The sequence below is a fragment of the Candidatus Methanoperedens nitratireducens genome (assembly GCF_900196725.1).
GTDB classification, from domain to species: domain Archaea; phylum Halobacteriota; class Methanosarcinia; order Methanosarcinales; family Methanoperedenaceae; genus Methanoperedens; species Methanoperedens nitroreducens_A.
In genome coordinates this window covers 1-17,805 of the sequence record NZ_FZMP01000197.1, presented here as the reverse complement: position 1 = coordinate 17,805, position 17,805 = coordinate 1, and the positions used below count along the sequence as shown (strand labels likewise).

Below are 17,805 nucleotides of genomic sequence, written 5' to 3'. Positions count from 1 at the left end.
TTCGGTCTGCCAGATTGCTTTTTATTATTCTTTCTTGAAATTCCCTCTGTGTGCAAGCGGCGTAGCCAGTCGCCAACGGTTGTTAGCGGATGTTTTACTGCCAAGCTTATTTCTTCAAGAGTCTTACCATCCTTACGTAAAATCGCTGCAAGAAGCCTTATTTTAGCTTTTGGATCTACCTCTTTTTGATAAAGGTCGTTCAACTCATCCTTAGAAAAGTCTGGAAGAAATGATTTACCCCTCGGTGTTATTGTCATTTAAACACTCCCCCATTAAAGAATATGTTTGATTACCCTTAAAATTTACGGCAATTTTGGAATCTTGCTATAGGATAAATATCATAAGTCCTATTTGAGGCAATACTTCAGATATCACATGGCATAATATTTCTCATGATATAATATATTTATCTATTCATATCTTATTTGATTAGGAAATTCGTCAAGATACATCAATATGAAAAGCAAAATTTTACATTACTTTCATAAAAATATTTCTCCCAATCATTACGGTCAATTATTGTATATGAGCCAAGACGAAGCGATCAAAGCAATCATAAGGATTGCCCCCCGCCCTAAAGGGAGCATGCAAAAGCGAATGTGCGCCTACCCGCGAGAACAGCTTTCGGGAGGGGGTTAAGCGCATGTACGGGGTATGGTGACTTTCTCGATAGGTATTCTGTGCATCGAAAGATTATCTTGAAATTTTATGGCAACTTAGTGTTAACGAAAAGGCACGAACTTGTGTCTTATCTTATCCTCAATATTTTTCTGCCATTAAAAGATATTTTCGACCAAATTTCTCTCAAGAAGGTTGTAACCTTTACCTCTATGGAATTAACAAAAATATAAGGTATTATTAAAAATATTGCAATTAACAGGAATATTATTACTATATACAGAAGTGGATTGGTCTGGCTTTCCCATCCATACATTTTCCTTATAATTTCATAGTCCGCTTCTGACATGTATATTTATTACTTTTGTTTTCTCATTATTAATACTTATTGTCCATCTATTTGATAACTGAGTACCTCTATTAGGTTGTTTAATTTAATGCCCTTTCTTGCCGATAAATATCAAAAGAAAGCTAATCTATAGATACACTCATGCACTCACGCTGATGCCTTTCGGACTTCAGTCCGGGGTTCTTAACTGAAAAACCCATGCTCTCAATATTTTCCCATTAGTTTCGCAATGCTTCCATGTATTGTATGAATATTTATTCCGTGAGCAAGATACATCATGGGACACCTGCCGGTAATACATTGTATCTGAGTTCCGCTGTATTTCTTTTTTATTTCAGGCGTTTCGGTTTTCCAGTGTATCCAGAATCTTTTGATACCTTTCTTTTCGAGGCTTTCCATTGCATCTGCCGGGTTTGTTTTCGTCACTCCTATCACTGCACAATCTACACCAGGCGGAAGTCCATCGATGCTATGCAAACTCCCTTTTTCCGGTTTATCTGCCATATCGATAACATATACCTTTTTCCCCCTTTTGGTCAATTCATCAACTGTCCACTTCATTGCCGGTTTTGTCTTATCTGTGACCACAACAAAACTTTCGGCATTCCAGAATGATTCCTGCTCTAACATGTTGTTTCACACTCCCACGTTTTTAGTTACGTCTGATGTGATATTAAAAGTGACGCATCATATCGTTTCTATATTGAAAGCCTCGCAATTTTCGCACCAAGACCAAGACTGACTTTGCCCTGTTTGTAAAGCTAGATTGATTTTATCTCTTTTTCCTCATCATTACAATATTCAACGGTGAGTTCGTTGTGAGTTCGTACGAGTTAGTTGTTAAATCAAATATGTCAACAGCACCTGAAATAAATCCCAAAGCTTAATAAACAATTCAATCAGAGTAGAAAATAGTAGAGAATATATGTCCAAGTCCGAACCAATCATCTACATTGACCACTCTGAGATCCGTGAGGGAAAGCTTAAGGAGCTCAAGACTGCCATGAAGGAGCTAGTCGGGCTGGTCGAGGCGAACGAGCCCCGGCTAATTGCCTACAACGTGTACTTCACTGAGGATGGCACCCGAATGACCGTCATCCACGTTCATCTTGACTCTGCTTCGCTGGAGTTCCACATGAAGGTGGCAGGCCCCGCATTTCCCAAGTTCGCGAAGTTTATCAGGCTGTTAGCGATCGATGTTTACGGCAAGCCGAGTGATGATCTGCTGGAGCAGTTGCGAAAGAAGGCCCAGATGTTAGGGACCGGGACCGTGGTCGTGCACGAACTCCACGCAGGATTCGCTCGGTTCGGAGTCCGCTGAGCTCGGATGCTCCCGATTCACCACAGAAATAAATCCTTCTTTAGCTTGTCCCATCGAACCATATGTTCGAATCGGCAACGCTTATATTTCCCCATGTCATCTCTAAGGCTGGAGAACTTCCGAAATGTCCACCACCTTCTCAGCCCCCGGCAAGATATACCTCTTCGGTGAGCATGCCGTGGTATATGGCGAACCAGCCATCGCGTGCGCGGTCGATATACGCACCCGCGTTACCGCAAAAAAATCAGATACCATAGCCATATCTTCTGACCTTGGGACAACAGGACTGGATTTCGATATACATCCCTATGTCTGCTCGGTGATAGAAAAACTGGGTCCGGTGAACGTCTCGGTAGACATAAGCTCGGAACTGCCCGTAGGCTCGGGACTCGGCTCTTCTGCAGCAGTTACGATCGCGACGCTTGCAGCCATCAATATAGAGTTCGGGCTTGGATACAGCAAAGAAGAACTTGCAGGAATGGGGCATGAGATAGAGCAGAAAGTACAGGGCGCCGCAAGTCCCACGGATACTTTTGTGTCCACGTTCGGCGGCGTTGTTGAGATACCTGCGCGAAAACGTCTCGATATGCTGGATTGTGGCATTGTCATTGGGAACACGAACAAGGGTGCAACCCCTAAAAAAACCGCAAAACTCATAGAACAGGTCGCGATTCTCAGGCAGGAACATCCCGAAGTGATCAACCCGATAATTAAAACGATCGGTTCAATCGCAAAAAAAGGTGAACTCCTTGTAAAGAAAAAAGATTATGCTTCTCTTGGCAAACTCATGAACGTTAACCACGGACTGCTTGATGCGCTCGGCGTCGGGACAACAGAGTTATCCGCCCTTGTTTATGCAGCAAGAAACGCGGGCGCGTTCGGCGCAAAGATCACAGGTGCGGGCGGGGGAGGATGCATGGTGGCACTAACGGAATCCCCACAGAAGGTAGCATCTGCGATAGAACGGGCTGGCGGGAAAGCGATAATGACCAGAGCCACAGCCGGGGGAGTGCTGGAAGAATGAGCCCTGTGATACTGAAGATTGGCGGAAGCGTCATCACGGAAAAAGATGCAATATCCTGCGCCAGAAAAGATGAGGTCGACAGGATATCGCAGGAGATCGCATCATTCAGAGTAAACTCACAGGATGCCATTATACTTGTCCACGGCGCAGGGTCGTTCGGTCATCCCCAGGCAAAGAAATGGGTGACCGGAGGGTTCGATGCGCAGGGCGTATATCTCACCCACAGCTCGGTAAAACTCCTGAATTCGATGGTGCTGGATTCATTGAATACTGCCGGTATAATGGCGCTGCCTGTCCATCCGTTGAGTTCCTGCCTGCTTGAGAACGGGAAAATCGTTGAGTTCAACCTCGGACAGATAAAATTGATGCTGGAACGGGGCGTGGTCCCGGTGCTCCATGGCGATGTTGTGATGGACAGGGCGAAGGGTGCTGCGGTACTCTCAGGCGACAGGATAGTACCGTATCTCGCATCAGTCATGAACGCCTCAAAAATAGGGGCGGGCAGCAATGTCGACGGGGTGCTTGACGACACAGGCGCGGTCATAAAAAAATAACGCCCGTCAGTTTCATTGACATAAAAAAACACATACAGGGTTCAGGCTCCGCAGATGTGACAGGCGGTATGCTCGGAAAAGTATCAGAGTTCCTTGAACTTGCAAAAAGCGGTACAAGCTCCCGTATATTCAACGCATCCAGGAAAGGAATGGTATCTAAATTTTTATACGGCGAGGATGTAGGAACCCTGATAGTAGACAAATGAAGTTATATATACAGAATTAAATTATAGGTACTAAATGACTACATCGGACAGGAAGATAGAACATCTATTATTATGCGTTGAAAAAAACGTCGAAGCCCATAAAACTCTTCTGGGGTTCCGGGCTTCAGGTTTTGACGACGTTGACCTCGTGCATAACTGCCTTCCTGAGATCAACAAGAAGTCTCTTGATCTCAATGTTGAGTTCCTGGGCAGGAAATTGCGTGCCCCGATATTGATCGCCTCAATGACAGGAGGACACCCGGACACTAAAGCTGTGAATGCAACTCTTGCAGGTGCGGCAGAAGAGCTCGGGATAGGCATCGGGGTAGGAAGCCAGAGGGCTGCTATCGAGGACTCCTCACTTGAGGATTCGTTCAGGGTGGTCAGGGATAAAGCACCTAACGCGTTCATATACGGTAACGTGGGCGCAGCACAACTGAACGAGTTCGGCATCGAGGGGCTCAAGCGTGCGGTCGAGATGATCGGGGCGGATGCCATGGCTATTCACCTTAATTTTCTCCAGGAAGCCATACAGCCCGAAGGCAATATAGACGCCACAGGGTGCCTTACAGCGATCAAAAAGATATGCAAAGAGCTCCCCGTGCCCGTAATAGTGAAAGAGACAGGTGCAGGAATTGCCTATCCCCAGGCAGTCGCGATATGCGAAGCTGGCGCGGCTGCTATCGATGTCGGCGGTCTTGGAGGCACAAGCTGGGCAGGTGTTGAGACGTACAGGGCGCAAAAGCGCGGTGATCTATTATCAGAGCATCTTGGCAAGCAGTTCTGGAACTGGGGGATACCTACAGTTGCAAGCATCGTTGAATCCTCTATCTCCGTCCCGGTAATTGCCACAGGCGGTGTGCAGTCAGGCATCGATGTTGCAAAATCAATAGCTCTCGGGGCTTCCCTTTGCGGTATAGCGCTGCCTCTTGTGGCGCCTGCGCTTAAAGGGCAGAAAGATGTTGTGGATAAGCTCACAGTCATCACTGAAGAACTCAAGGTGGCTATGTTCCTGACCGGATGCAGGACTGTTGAAGAACTCGGGAATTCCCCTGTAATCATTACAGGGAAAACAAAAGAGTTTTTAGAAAAGAGAGGATTTGAGACTGGTAAATTTGCAAGAAAAAGATATAAAACATGAATATAATTTTTACGGAGTGAATTAATTGACAGAAATAGGAATTATTGCAGTCGGCGGTTACAATGAAATGGGGAAAAACATGACGGGGGTCAGGGTTGACAATGATATCATTGTACTGGATATGGGACTGCAGCTGGACAGGGTCCAGATACACGAAGATGTTGAAATAGATAAGATGCACTCGATGGACCTGATAAAAATGGGTGCCATTCCCGATGACACCGTGATGAACGAGGTCAGCGGGACTGTAAAAGCAATTGTATGCACGCACGGTCATCTTGATCATATAGGTGCGATACCAAAATTAGCCCACAGGTACAAAGCGCCTATAATCGCAACCCCTTATACTGCTGAGCTTATCAAGCATGAGATATCTGATGAGCGGAAATTCGATGTAGGCAACCAGGTGATGTCCCTGAAGATAGGGGGAAGATATAACATTACCCCGGATATACAGATCGAGTTTATTCGGATGCAGCACAGTATCGTGGATTCGGCTTTTGCAGCCATCCACACGCCTGAGGGTGTTGTACTGTATGCAAGCGATTTCAAATTAGACCGCACACCTACGATAGGTGAACCCCCGGATTTCCAGAGGTTGAAAAAACTTGGAAAAGAGGGTGTTAAAGCCATGATCACCGAGAGCACGAACTCAGGTCACTCAGGGAAGACGCCGTCGGAGCGGATAGCCAGGGACCTTGTGCGCGATGTGCTTCTGGGGACCGAGGAGACAGAGTCCGGCGTCATAATTACCACTTTCTCATCCCATGTGGCGCGCATTAATGCTATAATCCAGGCTGCCGAAGAGATGGACAGGATTCCCGTACTGCTTGGCAGGTCGATGGAACGCTACCTTTCAATAGCCAGGGACATGAAATACATAGATTTTCCCAAAAACCTGGAAATACACGGAAGCCGGAATGCTGTGGATAAAGCCCTGAGGCGCATTTCCCAGGATGGAAAGAAAAAATACCTCCCGATAGTCACGGGTCACCAGGGCGAGCCTGATTCCATTCTTACAAGGATCGCTAACGGGGAGACGCATTTTAAGATAGACTCCGGGGATAAGGTCATTTTCTCGGCAAACGCCATCCCCAACCCCATGACTCTGGCGAACAGGTATGCGCTTGAAACCAAACTTAAGATGGCGGGGGCGCGCATATACGATAATGTCCATGTTTCAGGTCATGCTTCAAGGGAAGACCACTGGGAACTGCTGAGGATGATATCCCCGGAGCAGGTCGTACCCTCGCACGGGAATATGGAGATGCACTCAAGCTATGTCGAGATGGCGGAGGACGCCGGATACGTTTTCGGGGATACTGTGCATATAATGAGGAACGGTGAGGAAATGATCCTATGAAAAACTTCAGGGAAATCATGTTCAGGCGAGGCCGAGCTTTATGATAGAGGAAGCCCTCCGGAAAAGAGCCAAACTGGTGGACGAAGCCATACCTAAATTCCTTCCGATCACGCCACCCGATGAGCTATATCAGGCAATGCGCCACCTGCTTGACGCCGGAGGGAAAAGGCTTCGACCAAGCGCGCTTTTACTTGCGGCAGAGGCTGTGGGCGGCAAACCGGAAAATATGCTGCCGGCAGCGCTGGCAGTTGAATTTGTGCATAATTTCACTCTGATTCATGATGATATCATGGATGAAGCCGATCTCCGCAGGGGGCTTCCGACAGTCCATAAAAAATGGGGGGTACCAAGGGCGATCATCGCCGGCGATGCCCTTTACTCGAAGGCATTTGAGATCCTGTCCTGCACCAAAAGCGAGCCTGCACAGATAGTTGAAAGCATCGAACTCCTCTCCAAAACCTGTACTGACATATGTGAAGGTCAGTGGATGGATATGGACTTCCAGACAAGGAAGGATGTGAAAGAAGAAGAGTATATGCGGATGGTGGAGAAAAAGACCGCTGTGCTTTTCGCAGCAGCCGTGAAGATCGGAGCCATATTATCGGGCGGGAACAGGGATGTATCCAGGGCGCTCTGGAATTTCGGCATCAAGACCGGTGTCGGATTCCAGATATACGATGACGTGATAGATCTTATAACTCCTGAGGAAATCCTCGGAAAAGCACAGGGCGGGGACATCATCGAAGGGAAGCGCACACTTATTGTCATCCATGCGCTCTCAAGAGGGGTCACCATCGAAGCTCTCGGGAAGTATAATGCCACGCGAAGCGAGGTTGCGGCTGCGCTCACCGTGCTGAAGGAATCGGGTTCCATCGATTATGCCATGACGAAAGCCATCGGTTTTATAGAGGAAGGGAAATCCATGCTGAAAGCGCTTCCTGAAACTGAGGCAAAGAACATACTTATCGGGCTTGCGGACTATATGATCGCGCGAAAGTATTAACGCATCCTTAAATATACACAGTCTTCTATGCCTTATGGTTTGGGCATATCCCCGGGTATTCTATCAGGTAAAAAACCATGGAGATATATGCTACCGTGAATGGATAGTTAAACTATAATATCAAAAATAAAGGGTGTAGACGTGGATAAAAGAATAAACCATGTCCTGGTAAAACCTGCTGGGTTAATAGGGAAAATAATATCTCCTGAAACTATCCTTGCCTTGCAATTATGGTTAGTAATGGGAGAAAAAAAGCCCATTGCTAAGTGGATTATCCCATTTTTAATCCTTTATGGGGTCAGCATTTTTGTATCCAGGCTTTCTATACGTTACCTGGCCGCCCATGGCCATATCAAGGATACTACGTTCGTAAATAGGCGGGAACGGACCAATCCATTACTGTTTATCGCGGTAATCATATCTATTGTATGTCCCATTATCCTGGCTAAATTCTTAAACTTACCCGGGGTCGTATATTCATATTATATAACGATGTTCATGATAATCGTTGTATTCTATTGTTTAACATTTATGCTCAAGGTTAGCGGTCACGCTGCAGCCATTACCGCAACAGCAGCTATCGCCCTGATTTTTAACAGTATGCTGGGATGGTTGTTATTCCTATCCGTCCCATTCGTTTGTGCAGCCCGTATTATAACCAGAGATCATACGTTGATCGAAGTTATCATTGGTTCACTGATCGGATTTATTATTCCGATTGTTATCTTTAAATTACTCTGATAATCTCATCAAAATCTATAAGCCTTACCATTCTATTGAGAGAGTAACTTATGTACCACCTTGAATGCATCGAATGCCACAGGAAATACCAGCCAACCGATGTCATATACACCTGTACCTGCGGCGGTCTTCTCGATGTGGTCTATGATTACTCAAATATACATATCACTAAAAAAGACCTGAAAGGCCCTCTTTCGGTCTGGAAATACCGCGCGCTTTTGCCTATAACCAGGGAGCCGATATCCCTGCACGAAGGCGGGACACCGCTTTACCGCGTGGACAGGCTTGCAAAAAGCATTGGCATGAAAGAGGTCTATGTCAAGCATGAAGGCATGAACCCCACAGGCTCGTTCAAGGATAGGGGAATGACGGTGGGCGTTACGAAGGCGCTGGAGCTTGGGAAGGAAACCGTAGCGTGCGCCTCTACAGGGAATACTTCAGCCTCGCTTGCCGTATACGGCGCCAGGGCTGGAGTTCCTGCAGTAGTTCTTCTTCCATCAGGCAAGGTGGCGCTCGGAAAGCTTGCGCAAGCGCTCATGCACGGCGCGAAGGTACTGAGCATCAGGGGAAATTTCGATGATGCGTTGAAGCTTGTGCGCGACCTCTGCGACAGAGAAGGATTCTACCTTCTGAATTCCGTTAACCCCTACAGGCTTGAGGGACAAAAGACCATTGCGTTTGAGATTGCAGACCAGCTTGGATGGCGTGCACCTGACAGGCTTGTGCTGCCTGTGGGGAATGCAGGGAACATCACGGCGATATACAAAGGGTTCAGGGAATTCAAGCGCCTCGGCATTATCGATGGCGTGCCGAAAATGACAGGCATACAGGCGGAGGGCGCAAGCCCTGTTGTAAGAGCCATCAAAAATAATGCAGCCATGATAACCCCGGAAGACAAACCTGAGACCGTAGCTACTGCAATCCGCATAGGCAACCCTGTGAATGCTATCAAGGCGCTAAATGCGATAAGGGAATCGGGTGGGACTGCTGAAACCGTTTCGGATGACGAGATAATCAGGGCGCAGCAGGAGCTTGCTGCACTTGAAGGGATTGGGGTTGAGCCTGCAAGCGCGTCTTCGATAGCAGGGCTGCGAAAGCTTGTTGATATGGGCGTAATAGAAAAGGATGAGAGCGTGGTATGTGTTACTACAGGACATCTTTTGAAGGATTCCGAGCATGTGCTTGCAGTATGTCCAAAGCCTATTGAGATTGATGCCACTATTGAGGCTGTGAGAAGAGCTGTATATTCCAATTAAGCCTGAAGCTGTTGAACAAATTTCAAAACAATGTTAAAAATAATGACCGCAGCCTGTACCCCGGTAGAGCCGCATATGCTGCAGTCTATAGTCTGAAAGATTTCAAGCCAATGGCGGTTTGGGGCAGGGTGGACACTTCTCGATAGCTATAGCCTTTATTTGTTCCACGTAGTAAATAAAGTAGCGACCGTTGCGAATATGCGCATAAGCCCATAACTTAAGCGCAAAAGCGCATGTCGAGGTAACACCGCTTAGCATGTTAATCCCTGTCGGTGATGCCGTGCCATCTATAGTTTTATTCACAGTATCCGGCGTGCCGTTATTGGAACTGCCGCCATCCAGTACATGCACAGTTGGATTGACTCCCTTCGTGTATTGCAGGCCCCATGAATGCAACCGTTTATTCTCCTGTGAAACATGGACGTTGAAATTAAGCGGAGGTACTGCACTCCATGGGATCACTCCACATTCATTGAGTACTGCAGGAACTGTCAGATCTACGACTGGAGGCTTGTTATCCAGTGTAATTACCAGGTCGCAATGATCTGTCATGGGCGGCAATACAGCCGGAGGTGCAACAGTGCCATCACGGTAATCTACCTGAGCCGAAGTGAGTTTAACACCGTTTTCGTCGAACACTTCAAGACGAAGGATGTATTTATCGGTATCTGCTTCAGCCAGCCAGCTGTGCCACGTACCAATCCAATCAGGATTATACCAGTAATAGCCGGCAAAGTTCCTTACCTCATACAAAGCGGGAACCCCATTAACTGCCTGCGGGCCAAGGGTATGGCTCTCACTTACCAGCGTGGCCTTATTTACACGGGTATCTGCCAGACTGGCTGTAATTGGCGTAAAGTTAACTCCATCTTTGCTATAAGAGAGGCGGTAATAGCGTAAAGGGACACCATCGCTCAGGGAATCGCCAAACTGGCCGTAGAGAAGCATGGTCCCCCCATATGCCACATTACTGTAAGGCGGCTGTGCATAAAGACCGGTTGCCTGATTGATCTTATATACCTCATCATCGCCAATCCGTGTAAAGAATACACTTGTACCCTCCGGTCTCCCACCACAATAAGCGCTTCCACACTGTACCTCATCATCATCCAGGTACAGGTCGATGTGAGCGTTTGTCACATCCCAGCGAGTACTTGTATAGGGATCCATGTAAATAACAGTCGATACGCCGTCAATCACCTGCGTGACCTTAATTATTATATCGGGACGTGCATCCAGCCGGAGACGACCCATGCGGAAATGGAAAGGCCACCATTTGAAGCAACTGCGGAAATAACCACTGCAATCAGTGTACGTCTCGCTCACCAATTGCTTGCTATAGAAACATCGCGGGAATATCAACCAGGGAGGGATCCTGGATGTCAGCGTCAGTTTATCAATACGGGACGCAGTGCTTGATTCAATTGTCTTCGTTTCACCCACACGGGACATTGTCATTTGTGTGATTCCCTCTGCCGGAGGCAATGGCTGCGGGTTAAGGGAAACCATTTCCCAGCGATTCAATAGTCTTGCGCCAGATGCTCTTGATATCTCGACCGGACCTGGTCCCGGTTTGGGAGGGACTTCTTCAATCAGCTCGGGGATACGTATTACTGGCCGGTCTAAGAGAATATCCCACTTGCGAACTATAAATGGCCACCAGCAACTCTCGCGGTCCACATCAAAGATTTCCACTTTAACGTAAGGGACAGGACAAATTTCGGCAGGGCTATCCTTAGTCTTAACTTTACGTACATGGCCTGATACGCATACCCAGACAGGTCGCCAGGGCCACCATATATCTTTAGATATGAATATGTCTGTTTTCAGCCGGAACTTTTTATTTTCAATTTTCCAGTCATTCGCCTTAAAAGTCTGATTGTAAGCAGATGATTTTCGTAACATCTTTGGATCATCTGCAGGGCCTATAAGCAGTTCCACATCAGCCGGCTCACCAAGATTAACCTCAACATTGAAGCTCCCTTTTGGATCCAGATCACCTGTGCCCAATAATCTTCCAGCGATATCAAAAGCATAAGCCTTAAGCTTCATATCGCCGGGTATATCCTTTATCGATTCTATCGTTACCTGCCCCTCTATATTGAAATCGTTATTTTTATCAGGGCGGGTCCTGATCTCTCTGGTCTTATCTCTTCTGTTTTCCATTATAATTTCCTCCTTTTTGTAATCGATTATCGACCTAAGTCCTCCAACTCCTGACAGGCAGGATAACTTCACCTACTCCTTTTTAAACAGTTACACCGCACTCTGATTGCGGTATTTAAGTCATATATCTCGATTCCCGTACGACCATATAATAATCGATATAATTATGATAGTGCTATTTATACCTGTCGTTAAAAAAAATCTGAAGTCTTAAAATATTTCTTTTCTGCCACTATAAATGTCTATAACACTTTGTTTCTTATATGGAAAATAGATATCAAAATTTCTTAGCCTGTATTTCAGTGTTTCAAACAAACCTTTATATAATCAAAAGGCAGATTGAAATTAATGAATAATAGTGGAAGTGGAGGAAGCCATGGCTGAAAAGATTAACAAAGGTAACAAGCTGAATGAAGTGATAACAAAATACCCGCAAACGCGGGATGTCTTTATCAAACACGGCATGCCCAAATACGTGAGCAGACTGCCTTCAGAGACCCTTGAGTTCTTTTGCAGGATGCACAGGGTGAACATCGAACAATTGCTTGATGAATTGAACAGGGCAGCAGGGCTGGCGCAAGATAGCTGAAGGGATAAAAAAGAAAGGTATTATGGAGATACCGCTGAAGTTCGCCTGGGCAAGCCTGGTTTACCTTGTAATCGGAAGCACCATGGGAGTTGTTATGGTGTTTAATCAGACACCTCTCACACCATCCCATGCTCATGTATTGCTGATAGGCTGGGTATCCATGATGATATTCGGGGTGGGCTACCACCTGCTGCCTGTGTTTGCAGGTACTGATCTGCACAGCCCCCGGCTGGCAGAGCTCCAGTTCTGGCTCCAGAACATCGGCATCGTGGGGCTTGCGTTCACAATGCCTTACAGGTATTCAGGCGATGGCTACAGGCTCTGGACTATTGCTTTCGGTGCGCTCTCGCTTCTGGCAATCTATATGTTCGTATATAACACGGCGCGGTCGCTCATACCGCCGAAAGAGGAAAAGAAAAGCTGAATTAATAGATATGTAGAACTATGCGTAAAGTCATTCTGTTCATTGCATCCAGCCTGGACGGCTATATTGCGCGGACTTCGGGCGCTGTGGACTGGTTATTCACAGACCAGGATTATGGCTACGCGGATTTTCTCGCCGGTGTTGATACCATCTTGATGGGGCGGCGCACCTACGAGCAGGTGCTGTCGTTCGGAGAGTACCCGTACAAAGGCATCCAATGCTTCGTATTCTCAAGAACCCACGGAGATGGGCGGGACGAACATGTGACATTCATCTCAGGCGAAATCGAAAGCTTCGTTAAGGGACTAAAAAGCGGCACAGGAAAGAATATCTGGCTGGTTGGGGGGTCGGAAGTCATCCAATCCTTCATGAGCCATGACCTGATAGACGAGTTCGTTATCTCTGTGCATCCCATCGTACTTGGCGAGGGTATCCCGTTATTTTGTGCACCTTTGCCAACGAGAAAGTTGAGCTTCCAAAAAAGCCGGGCTTTTGATACAGGATTGGTACAGCTTACGTACTTCAGTCAGCCTGTGCCAGACAGTGAATTTGAAAAAATTTAAAAACGAACTTGTACGAACTGGTACGAACTCAGGTCGTCGTGAGTTCGTATTGAGTTCGCTGTGAGTTCGTTGTTAATGCCCGTTGTTAATGCCCTGTTATCGGTTATACCGGCAGTCCCAGCGCCACTCTCTTCGCGTTGATGTGCGCTTCGATCGCATCTGCCGCCCTGACCGGATCAAGTTCGACAAGCACCTTTCCGCCTGTCAGCGCCTCAACATCGTTCGTGAGCACTTTTGCAACAAGCGGCGCACCCGTGACCGGCGGTACAGGCGCAAGATGCAGCAGGAGCCCGAAGGCGACTGCGAAGGCTCCGTCTGCAACGGCTTTCTGCTCAAGGTATTCCGGCGCTGAAGCTGCGACAGGCAGGGCGCTCGGGTCTACTCCCAGTGCAGCGGCGATCTCCGTTACTGCAACGCCTATCCTGCCTATATCAACACATGAACCGTAGTTGATGCACGGCGGGATGCCAAGCGACTTGCAGACAGCCTTCAGGCCTTCACCAGCCTGTTCTGCAGCCTCAGGTCTCATCAGCCCCTCTATCTGCGTGGCTGAACTGACGCATCCTGCGTTTATCACGAGAATATTGCGCTTGATGAGTTCGCGGGACAGTTTGACTGAAACTGTATCGTGTTTCGTCTTTGCCGTGGTACAGCCCACAACTGCAACTATACCTTTGACGCTTCCTGCCTTGATGGCATCAATGAGGGGATTCCAGCTTCCTCCGAGCGCTGCCTTGCAGCTCTCAACAGAGAAGCCTGCCATGACTTCAGACCTGTATTTGGGAATGTGCACCTTGCCGTTATTCCTCTTCTTGTAGGCATCGATTGCCATCCTGATGATTTGCTTTGCCTGCTCATCCGCTTTCTCAGGCGTGAAATCAAGATGGTCCGTCACTCCCGCCATCCTGACGAGTTTATCTACCGAAATGACTTTTGTGTGGAAATGGTCCGCCATGGATTTGAGACCGGGTGTGGAGCAGTTGAGGTCCATCATCACAAGATCAATCGTGCCTGTAGCAACGAGGTATTCCTGGTTTATCCAGTTGCCCGTCTGCCCGGCAAATCCTTTTGCGCTTCCGGCTGAACGCTGCATGAGTTCCTGTCCTGTGCACATAGAACCCAGTATTTTTATGTCGCTTGCACCTGCTTCTTTTGCGAGCTTTTGCATCTCAGGGCTCTGTGCTGTGCTGATGACTGCCGTCGCCATGAGGGGGATATGCCCGTGAGCCACGATGTTTACGGCTTTCGGGTCTATGATGCCAAGGTCTGCCGAAGAATGGGTGGGCGATGGTGTTCCAAGAAGTATGTCCTGTAGAGTGATAGTGGCAACAAGACCCATGTATCCGGTAGCTATTCCCACCCTGAGCGTGGTGAGCAGCAAATCCACAGGGTCTGTATCGATAGAAGTCATGGTCTTTGTCATGGCGTCGCCGATCTCAGCATATGTGCCTCCGGGCATGATACCGAGCTTCTTCCATGCTTCAAGCCTCGTCTTTGGCGCGAATTTCTCAACAAGTAGCAGCGGCTCGTCCGCGCTCTTTTTCACTTCAGCAAGAACCGCATCAGCCAGTGCGATTGCAAGTTCCTCGGTTGACTTTGAAGTATCAAGTCCGAGGACTCCTGCGACCGCCCTGAGCTTGGCAGGGTCCTGTATCTTGAATGTGGTATTTCCCTGCGCGGCGGCTTTGAGCGTCCTTGCGACCATCTCAAGGTGATGGGTATAGGCTGCCGCGCCTCCTGCCGTGAGCCGCAGGAAGTTCCTGGCTGCAATGACATCAGCGGTTGCGCCGCATATGCCTGCGGATGCTTTGTTGGTTATCCTGCAGGGTCCGTGGCTGCACAACTGGCAGCAAATCCCCTGCGCACCGAATGTGCACTGCGGCTGCTGGGCATTGTAGCGGTCAAAAAGCGTTGGTATGTTCATTTTGGAAGTGCGTTCATACATTTCCTGTGTGGATTTATGTACTGAGACGTTTTCTTTTCCTATTCCGATTTTATTCAATATATCAGTCATTTGTTTAGTACCTCCGAATTTTTGTTATAATCCTTACAGTAACTCTATGATGTATAAATGTATTCACTATAGACCATAAGTCGATTCCTTATATTAACTATTGTTTATAAAAGAAGCTCTGTGCAGCTCGCTTTTAGACTCTCCCTGAGATCGTTGTTAATATACATTTATTGGTTGCTCAAAGCAGTTTCAGGGTATAATCTCACACCCTTTATTAAATTCCGGGTATTCGAAATCCTTTCTCTCTAAAACACCACTATCAATCAGATTACGAATACGCGGAGCAGCAGCCTGCAACTCCCGTATCAGGTGCTTCACGGTCGAGCAGATAAGCGTATATCCATTCTTCCTCAGCATATCCTGCGCGCGGTTCACGAAAAGGCACCGACCTCCGCAGATATTGAAAATATCACAGGATGTGCAGGGTTCACCCACACATGCCTTATCACAAAGGAAGGCAGGAGCAGCATTATGTATTGAACCAACTACCGAGAAATCAAAATCAATAGAAACAGGGCAAGCAGAAATCCTGCCGTCTGGCATTATCGTAAAAAAATCAATACCTGAGCCGCACCGCAGTCGCGAGGGTGCACCGCAGAGAAGTGATTTCATAACACCGATAAAAGGGACAATTCCGGGAACCTTACCTGTTTGCGCCATCTCTTCAACCCACCAGTCCACAAGTGAAGAAATGCCTGCATTATATGAGTCAATCCAGTTTTCAAGCCCGGCACCATCATCCAGCCCGCTTTCCCAGAACATCTCAAACCCGAGCTGCCAGTGGACATGGTCAAAGGCTTTCAGGTTTGCAAGATGCAATACGTTATCATAAATATCGGTATCCTGCGGCACTGTCATCCTTGCTATAAGGTCACCGGAAAAGCCTCTTTGCCTGATCATACTTATATTCTGCATTATTTTATCGTACACGCCGCTGCTGCGGTTGCTGTCGGTCATTTCTTTTGTTCCGTCAATAGAAACGAGGATTGAATGGAATTTCTCTAAATACTGCGGCTTCACCCTATCTAAAAACATCCCGTTTGTCTGGATAACGAAACGCGCATGTATTGCGTCCATTATTTTTTCCATAGTTCCAATCCGCAAAAGCGGTTCGCCGCCGTAGAACTCGATAACTGGCGCTTCGTCCTGGGATACGAACGAGCTGAGGTCGGAAATAGAATACTGGATTTCCTTTGGAGGGGAGTCGCTACCGCCTCCGCAGTAGTTGCAGTTAAGGTTGCATTCTTTTGTCAGAATAACATGATAATGCATAGCTACCATCGAATAAGAACGGGCGCGGAGGGATTTGAACCCCCGACCTACAGCTCTCTCCTGAAAAGAATAGGAGGCTGCCGCCATATCCGGTCTAGGCCACGCGCCCTCAGGGTGTTTTTGGACTTAATATCAGTGTACCGACTTTAATGTATCGTTTGAAGAGAATGTGTTAAAATGAATCGGTGTTTAATCTAAAACAGGTTCTGTCAAGTCTGCGACTGATGGGCTGTCAAAATTCGTCTGATTATTAAGAGAGCAAGTAAGAAATCTTTATATTGTATCTAATCTTTTGGGGGAACCTTGGTGATGTTATGCCTTTGGCAAATGGTGTACATATACTTGAATGTATTCCAAAAAAAGAAAAATTAGGTGAAGGTGCAACGTTATATAATTTTTTAAAAATTTTTCTTGAAAAAGACAGGCTTAGAATTGAAAACATAAAAGGTAAAGAGGATTTTTTTGATAAACTAAACGACAATAATTTCAAAGTAGTTCATATCTCCTGTCACGGATATGAAGGCGATGAAGACGGAAAATTTTATATTGGCGGTTTTCCTGATGAACAAGTTATTTGTTCTGATGAGTTTTTTGAAAGTGACCATCTAAAAGGAAGAGGGGTAATAATAACAGGATGCAAATTAGGACGAGCAGGTTTCGCTAAAGAATTCTTAGAAAGGACTAAAGCAAGCTCGCTTATAGCACCTATGAAGGACATTGAATCTTTTGATGTTGCAGCGTGGTGTACAATTTTTTACCATCATTTATTTACGAAAAGTGGTAATTTCAGAGATTCGTACAATTACATGGTAGAAAACTTTCCATTTCAGGGTTCAATGAAGTGGTGGAGATGGAAAAATAAATAAGATTGTATGAAAATAGTTATCGATACTTCTACTTTGATTTCGCTTGCCAAGATTGATGCGATCAAACTTTTAGAAAACATAGAGGGCGAGCTGATTTGCCCATATGAAGTATTCAGAGAAGCTGTTGTAGAAGGTAGAGAAGAAGGTCATAAGGATGCTGAAATTATAGCTCAGATATTCGATTCCAAGCTTTTGCTCAAGGTAGATGTTCTAAACAATACATATTTAAAGGGTATTTCAAAGACAGATTCGATTGTAATTTCCTGTGTGATCGAGCACAAAACAAAATATCTGTTTGCGAATGATACTAAGGATCTGTGCGTAAATAACTTACC

General features: G+C 46.6%; 19 protein-coding genes and 1 tRNA gene. 14 read left to right on the top strand and 6 right to left on the bottom strand.

What is annotated here, in order from left to right; genetic code table 11:
* A partial coding sequence (locus MNV_RS13690) for a COG3415 family protein (RefSeq protein WP_143311786.1) occupies positions 1-257 on the bottom strand: 257 nt, incomplete at its 3' end.
* Between the two features lie 914 nt (positions 258-1,171).
* The gene (locus MNV_RS13680) at positions 1,172-1,597 is read right to left on the bottom strand and encodes a CoA-binding protein (RefSeq protein ID WP_096206513.1); all 426 of its coding nucleotides are present in this window, start codon (positions 1,595-1,597) and stop codon (positions 1,172-1,174) included.
* A 295-nt stretch (positions 1,598-1,892) separates the two neighbouring features.
* On the opposite strand from MNV_RS13680, the gene MNV_RS13675 reads away from it, so the two are divergent.
* The 9 genes from MNV_RS13675 (at position 1,893) to thrC (ending at position 9,576) form a co-directional block, all read left to right on the top strand.
* On the top strand, positions 1,893-2,288 hold the full coding sequence (locus MNV_RS13675) for a hypothetical protein (RefSeq protein ID WP_096206512.1): 396 nt from the start codon (positions 1,893-1,895) through the stop codon (positions 2,286-2,288).
* 124 nt (positions 2,289-2,412) lie between these two features.
* Positions 2,413-3,312: a mevalonate kinase gene (gene mvk / locus MNV_RS13670; protein WP_096206511.1), complete on the top strand. Its 900-nt coding sequence runs from the start codon at positions 2,413-2,415 to the stop codon at positions 3,310-3,312.
* Complete coding sequence (locus MNV_RS13665) at positions 3,309-3,866, top strand: isopentenyl phosphate kinase (RefSeq protein WP_306453653.1); 558 nt, start codon at positions 3,309-3,311, stop codon at positions 3,864-3,866. Before mvk ends, MNV_RS13665 begins: the two co-directional genes overlap by 4 nt.
* A 68-nt stretch (positions 3,867-3,934) precedes the next feature.
* On the top strand, positions 3,935-4,072 hold the full coding sequence (locus MNV_RS21040) for a hypothetical protein (RefSeq protein WP_306453652.1): 138 nt from the start codon (positions 3,935-3,937) through the stop codon (positions 4,070-4,072).
* Positions 4,073-4,106: 34 nt separating this feature from the next.
* Positions 4,107-5,213 (top strand): type 2 isopentenyl-diphosphate Delta-isomerase, encoded by a 1,107-nt coding sequence (gene fni / locus MNV_RS13660; protein ID WP_096206510.1) that lies wholly within the window; start codon positions 4,107-4,109, stop codon positions 5,211-5,213.
* A gap of 25 nt (positions 5,214-5,238) precedes the next feature.
* Positions 5,239-6,576 carry an RNase J family beta-CASP ribonuclease gene (locus tag MNV_RS13655; RefSeq protein ID WP_096206509.1) on the top strand — a complete coding sequence of 446 codons (1,338 nt, stop codon included), beginning with the start codon at positions 5,239-5,241 and terminating at the stop codon, positions 6,574-6,576.
* A gap of 40 nt (positions 6,577-6,616) precedes the next feature.
* Complete coding sequence (locus MNV_RS13650) at positions 6,617-7,579, top strand: polyprenyl synthetase family protein (protein ID WP_096206508.1); 963 nt, start codon at positions 6,617-6,619, stop codon at positions 7,577-7,579.
* 141 nt (positions 7,580-7,720) lie between these two features.
* A complete protein-coding gene (locus tag MNV_RS13645; protein ID WP_096206507.1) occupies positions 7,721-8,320 on the top strand; it encodes a hypothetical protein in 600 nt (199 codons plus the stop codon).
* A gap of 50 nt (positions 8,321-8,370) precedes the next feature.
* Positions 8,371-9,576, top strand: coding sequence for a threonine synthase (gene thrC, locus MNV_RS13640; protein ID WP_096206506.1), 1,206 nt, complete (start codon positions 8,371-8,373; stop codon positions 9,574-9,576).
* A gap of 102 nt (positions 9,577-9,678) precedes the next feature.
* Here thrC and MNV_RS13635 read toward each other — a convergent pair whose 3' ends face one another.
* Complete coding sequence (locus MNV_RS13635; protein WP_096206505.1) at positions 9,679-11,742, bottom strand: hypothetical protein; 2,064 nt, start codon at positions 11,740-11,742, stop codon at positions 9,679-9,681.
* A gap of 376 nt (positions 11,743-12,118) precedes the next feature.
* Here MNV_RS13635 and MNV_RS13630 point away from each other — a divergent pair, with 376 nt between their 5' ends.
* From MNV_RS13630 to MNV_RS13620, 3 genes are read left to right on the top strand one after another with little or no spacing between them, the layout of a single operon-like run.
* Entirely contained in the window at positions 12,119-12,331 is a 213-nt protein-coding gene (locus tag MNV_RS13630) for a DUF1858 domain-containing protein (RefSeq protein ID WP_096206504.1), read from the top strand.
* A 22-nt stretch (positions 12,332-12,353) separates the two neighbouring features.
* Complete coding sequence (locus tag MNV_RS13625; protein WP_096206503.1) at positions 12,354-12,755, top strand: cbb3-type cytochrome c oxidase subunit I; 402 nt, start codon at positions 12,354-12,356, stop codon at positions 12,753-12,755.
* 20 nt (positions 12,756-12,775) lie between these two features.
* Complete coding sequence (locus MNV_RS13620; protein WP_096206502.1) at positions 12,776-13,318, top strand: dihydrofolate reductase family protein; 543 nt, start codon at positions 12,776-12,778, stop codon at positions 13,316-13,318.
* A 103-nt stretch (positions 13,319-13,421) separates the two neighbouring features.
* On the opposite strand, the gene cooS is transcribed toward MNV_RS13620, so the two are convergent.
* From cooS to MNV_RS13605, 3 genes are all read right to left on the bottom strand, one after another.
* Complete coding sequence (cooS, locus tag MNV_RS13615) at positions 13,422-15,332, bottom strand: anaerobic carbon-monoxide dehydrogenase catalytic subunit (RefSeq protein ID WP_096206501.1); 1,911 nt, start codon at positions 15,330-15,332, stop codon at positions 13,422-13,424.
* Between the two features lie 189 nt (positions 15,333-15,521).
* A complete protein-coding gene (locus MNV_RS13610; protein ID WP_143311785.1) occupies positions 15,522-16,613 on the bottom strand; it encodes a TIGR04084 family radical SAM/SPASM domain-containing protein in 1,092 nt (363 codons plus the stop codon).
* 10 nt (positions 16,614-16,623) lie between these two features.
* Positions 16,624-16,713, bottom strand: a tRNA-Arg gene (locus MNV_RS13605).
* Positions 16,714-16,918: 205 nt separating this feature from the next.
* Between MNV_RS13605 and MNV_RS13600 the strand changes: the two genes are divergently transcribed.
* Entirely contained in the window at positions 16,919-17,470 is a 552-nt protein-coding gene (locus tag MNV_RS13600; protein WP_096206499.1) for a hypothetical protein, read from the top strand.
* Between the two features lie 6 nt (positions 17,471-17,476).
* On the top strand, positions 17,477-17,805 hold a 329-nt coding region (locus MNV_RS13595; RefSeq protein ID WP_218838029.1), incomplete at its 3' end, for a PIN domain-containing protein.